We start from the raw sequence: 4,766 nt of genomic DNA, 5'->3' as shown, positions 1-4,766 counted from the left end.
CACGGGAGTCGCGCCGCGCAACACGCCACGGCTAGCCTCGGTCAGGCGCAACACGCCGTAGCCTTCCGCGTCTGTCGCGAGCAGGCCATTGGCGACAAGCTGTCGAAACACGCTGCGCCACTGCTTCTCGTCGAGTTCGGTACCGACGCCGAACACGCTGAGCTTGTCGTGGTCGAGGTTGCGCACGCGCTCGTCATCGACGCCGCGCAAAACGTTGGTCAGATGGCCGACGCCGTAGCGCTGGCCGGTACGGTAGACGCAGGACAGCGCCTTCTGCGCCAGCTCGGTGCCGTCGAACGCAATGGGCGGATTCAGGCAATTGTCGCAATTTCCACAATTATCCTTTTGCAACTGCTCGCCAAAGTAACCAAGCAGGTGGCGCCGGCGGCAGCTAGCGATCTCGGCGTAACCGAGCAGCGAGTCGAGCTTGGCGCGTTCGACGCGCTTGCGTTCCTCGCCTGACTCGGACTGGGCGATGAACTGCGCCAGCGTGACCACGTCGCCGAGGCCGTAGCACATCCATGCCTCGGCCGGCAGGCCGTCGCGGCCGGCGCGGCCGGTTTCCTGGTAGTAGCCTTCGAGGCTCTTCGGCAGGTCAAGGTGCGCGACGAAACGCACGTCGGGTTTGTCGATGCCCATGCCGAACGCGATCGTCGCGCACATGACGATGCCGTCCTCGCGCAGGAAGCGTTGCTGGTTGTGCGCGCGCTGCGCCGCATCCATGCCGGCATGATACGGCAGCGCGGCGACGCCGTGTTCGACCAGCCACGCCGCCGTCTCCTCGACCTTGCGCCGCGACAGGCAGTAGACGATGCCGGACTCGCCTTTGTGGCCGGCGAGAAAATCCTTGAGCTGGCGTTTGGAATTCTCCTTTTCCACAACGCGATAAAGTATATTTTTTCGATCGAAACTCGAAACGAACTGGCGCGCCTCGTCGAGGTTCAGGCGCTCGACGATCTCGCGCCGCGTCGGCGCGTCGGCCGTCGCAGTCAGTGCAACGCGCGGAATGTCGGGAAAGCGCTCATGCAGGATCGTGAGCTGCCGGTACTCGGGGCGGAAATCGTGGCCCCATTGCGACACGCAATGCGCCTCGTCGATCGCGAACAGGGCGACATTTGCCTTCGCGATCAGGTCGAGGCAGCGTTCAGTCAGCAAACGTTCGGGTGCGACATAGAGCAGCTTCAACTTGGCGGAAGCGAAATCGCGCTCGACCTCGAACTGCGCGCGGCCGTCAAGGCTGGAATTGAGGAACGCCGCGGCGACGCCGAACTGGCGCAGCGCCTCGACCTGGTCCTGCATCAGCGCGATCAGCGGCGAGACAACTACGGCCGTGCCGGAGCGCATCAGCGCCGGAATCTGGTAGCACAGCGACTTGCCGCCGCCAGTCGGCATCAGCACGAGCGCATCGCCGCCGCCGGTGACATGCTCGATGATCGCCTGCTGCTCGCCGCGGAACTGCGGATAGCCGAAAACCTGGTTGAGTACGTCGAGCGCCGATGCCGTCATCGGCCGAATTTTAACAGCCCAGGCGTTTCAAACGACGACGACGACGGCGCCGCTTCCGCCGCAACACCGTTTTGGCTAATGTAGCGCTCCGCCTCATCGCATCGAGTCCGCTCCATGGCCCGCCTGCTCCGCCTTGCCGCCCTTGCCGCCGTTCTCGTCTCGCTCGCCGGCTGTTTCGGCGGCGGACGCCAGCACCCGATCAACCCGCCGAATGCGTCGATCCAACTGCTCGAGGTGCAGCCGGACGGGCGCTGGAAGCTGTCGATCCGGCTCGAAAACTTCTCCGACAAGACCGTGCATTATTCGACGCTCAAGGCCGAACTGCGCATCAGCGGAGTGGACGCCGCGCAACTCGACCTGAAGCCGGAAATGGATATCCCCGGCCTCAACGCCGACGTCGTCGAAACCACGATTTCGCCGAACGGCGATCTGCAGAAGGCGTTCGCGCTCGACGTGAAGGCGCCGGGCGGCGCGGCCTATGAACTCAAGGGCACGATCCGCATCCCCGAGGCGGACAAGGACTTCAAGTTCGAGCACAAGAGCCGGTTGTCGCCGGTGCCGGGCATTCCGAACCAGTACCGCTGAACGCGGTGTCCCTCGAAAAGTATACAAAGAGTTCATCATGACCAAATACGCCGCCCCGCTCGCCGACATGCGCTTCGTGCTGTTCGACCTGCTCGACGTCGAGAAGCAATATGCGCGCCTGCCCGGCGGCGAGGCGGCGACGCGCGACACGCTCGATGCGATCTTCGACGAGGCGGCGAAATTCAGCGAGCAGGTGCTCGCCCCGCTCAACGCGAGCGGCGACGAGGAAGGCTGCACGCTGGACAAGGCCACCGGCAACGTGACCACGCCGAAGGGCTTCAAGGAAGCCTACACGACCTATGTCGACGGCGGCTGGAGCAGCCTCAACGCGCCGGAAGCCTACGGCGGCCAGCACCTGCCCGAGTCGATCGGCGCGCCGATCAAAGAGATGCTCGACTCGGCGAATCTCTCGTGGGGCAACTTCCCGCTGCTCTCGCATGGCGCCTCCGAAGCGCTGCGCCTGCACGGCGAGGAATGGCAGCGCGTCGCGTTTCTCACACCGATTGTCGAAGGCCGCTGGACCGGCACGATGTGCCTGACCGAGCCGCACTGCGGCTCGGACCTCGGCCTGCTGCGCACGCGCGCCGAACCCAACGCTGACGGCACTTACCGCGTCAGCGGCACGAAGATCTTCATCACCGCGGGCGAGCACGACCTGACCGAGAACATCGTCCACCTCGTGCTCGCGCGCCTGCCCGATGCACCCGCGGGCGTGAAGGGCATCTCGCTGTTCATCGTGCCGAAGTTCAAGGTCGATCGCGAAGGAAAAATGGGTGCGCGCAATTCCGTCGTCTGCGGCGCGATCGAACACAAGATGGGGATCAAGGCCTCGGTCACCTGCGTGATGAACTTCGACGCCGCCGAAGGTTATCTGATCGGCGCCCCTAACAAGGGCCTCAATGCGATGTTCACGATGATGAACACCGCGCGCCTCGCAGTCGGCATCCAGGGCTTGGGATTGATCGAGCGCGCCTACCAGATTTCGCTCGGCTATGCGAGAGAGAGATTGCAGGGCCGCTCGCTCACCGGCGCGAAATTCCCGGACAAACCGGCCGATCCACTGATCGTGCATGGCGACATCCGCCGCATGCTGCTGACGCAGAAGGCGTTCGCCGAAGGCACGCGCGCGCTGAGCTACTACGCGGCGAGCCTGGTCGATCTGGTCGAGCGCGCGCCCGACGAGGCCGAGCGCAAGCGCGCCGACGAACTGCTCTCGTTCCTGATCCCGATCGTCAAGGCGCTGCTGACCGAGGCCGCGCAGGAATGCACCTACCACGCCGTGCAGATCCACGGCGGCCACGGCTACATCCGCGAAACCGGCATCGAGCAGTTCGAGCGCGACGCGCGCATCACGACGATCTATGAGGGCACGACCGGCATCCAGGCGCTGGACCTGCTCGGGCGCAAGATCCTCGCCACCCAGGGCGTCGGCCTGCGCCATTTCCTCGAGGAGATCGGCGCATTCTGCAAGGCACAGGCGGGCAACGCCGCGCTCGCAGAATTTGTCGGCCCGCTCGGCAAGGCCGCGCAGGAATGGGGCGATCTCACCATGGCCCTCGGCAAACGCGCGATGGCGAACGCGGACGAAGTCGGTGCCGCGGCGGTCGACTACCTGTTCTATTCCGGCTATGTCGCGCTCGCCTATTTCTGGGCGCGCAGCGTCGCCGCGGCCGAGGCGTCGAAGCAATCCGCGGACTTCAAGGCAGCCAAGCGCCACACCGCGCGCTTCTACTTCGCCCGCATCCTGCCGCGCACGCTCGCGCACAAGGCCGCGGTCGAGGCCGGCACGGACAGCCTGCTGGCGATGCCCGACCCGATGTTCGGATAATATTGAGGCTTGCAGCGTCACCCGTTTCGCCATGAACGACAACGCGCCGGAAACCGAAGTCTATGTCCGTCTCGCCCACGCGGACGACGATGAGTTCATCCTTTCGCTCGCCCGTCGCTTTGCCGAATTCGAGCTGCCGCCGTGGCGCAAGCGCACCGAGACACTGGCCGGCATCGAGCGCGACATCGAACACCACCTGCGCGTGCTGCCGCCCGCCTCGCACCTGTTCGTTGCCGAAGACGAGGACGCGACGCCACTCGGCTTCCTGCATCTGCAGACGCGCAAGGACTTCTTCACCGGCGCGCTCAACTGCCACATCTCCGACCTCGTCGTCGCCGCCGAGCACGAAGGCCGCGGCGTCGCCGCCGCCATGCTGCGCTTCGCCGACGAATGGGCGAAAGAACATCGCTGCCGTTTCCTCACCCTGGGCGTGTTCCCGAACAACGAGCGCGCGCGCAGGCTGTACGAGCACCACGGCTTCGGCGTCGAGATCCTGAGCATGGTCAAACCGGTCCGGTAACGCCGCTGCGCTACACTGGCCGCATCTTGATCCCTTTCGCGCCGAGCCGTTCGGCAAGCGCAGCATGAGCACGCCCAATCCCGCCATCATCCAGTCGATGCAGCGCGCTTCCGCGCTGCTCCAGGCCGGCAACTTCTTCGCCGCGCGCAGCCTGCTCGAGCAGGTCGTGCAGGCCGCACCTGGCTTCGTCGAAGCATATCGCCTGCTCGCCGGCGCATTGCTTGCGACCGGTGACCGCAGCGGCGCGGAACGCAGCCTGCGGCGTGCCGTTGCGGTCGACCCCCATTGGGCGCCCGCACAGGCTGCGCTCGGCGAGCTGCTGATCGA

General features: G+C 65.5%; 5 protein-coding genes. 4 read left to right on the top strand and 1 reads right to left on the bottom strand.

Annotated elements, in window-relative coordinates:
- On the bottom strand, nucleotides 1-1,506 hold a 1,506-nt coding region (recQ, locus tag VF497_RS11955; RefSeq protein ID WP_330888975.1), incomplete at its 3' end, for a DNA helicase RecQ.
- 114 nt (nucleotides 1,507-1,620) lie between these two features.
- On the opposite strand from recQ, the gene VF497_RS11950 reads away from it, so the two are divergent.
- From VF497_RS11950 to VF497_RS11935, 4 genes are all read left to right on the top strand, one after another.
- The gene (locus VF497_RS11950; RefSeq protein WP_330888973.1) at nucleotides 1,621-2,091 is read left to right on the top strand and encodes a hypothetical protein; all 471 of its coding nucleotides are present in this window, start codon (nucleotides 1,621-1,623) and stop codon (nucleotides 2,089-2,091) included.
- 37 nt (nucleotides 2,092-2,128) lie between these two features.
- On the top strand, nucleotides 2,129-3,919 hold the full coding sequence (locus VF497_RS11945) for an acyl-CoA dehydrogenase C-terminal domain-containing protein (protein ID WP_330888972.1): 1,791 nt from the start codon (nucleotides 2,129-2,131) through the stop codon (nucleotides 3,917-3,919).
- Nucleotides 3,920-3,950: 31 nt separating this feature from the next.
- Nucleotides 3,951-4,439 carry a GNAT family N-acetyltransferase gene (locus tag VF497_RS11940; protein WP_330888970.1) on the top strand — a complete coding sequence of 163 codons (489 nt, stop codon included), beginning with the start codon at nucleotides 3,951-3,953 and terminating at the stop codon, nucleotides 4,437-4,439.
- A 64-nt stretch (nucleotides 4,440-4,503) separates the two neighbouring features.
- The coding region (locus tag VF497_RS11935; protein WP_330888968.1) for a tetratricopeptide repeat protein at nucleotides 4,504-4,766 on the top strand (263 nt) is incomplete at its 3' end.

This window comes from Rudaea sp. (genome assembly GCF_036383415.1).
GTDB lineage: Bacteria > Pseudomonadota > Gammaproteobacteria > Xanthomonadales > Rhodanobacteraceae > Rudaea.
Note: the sequence above shows the minus strand (reverse complement) of the source record. Positions and strands in the feature narration are given on the sequence as shown.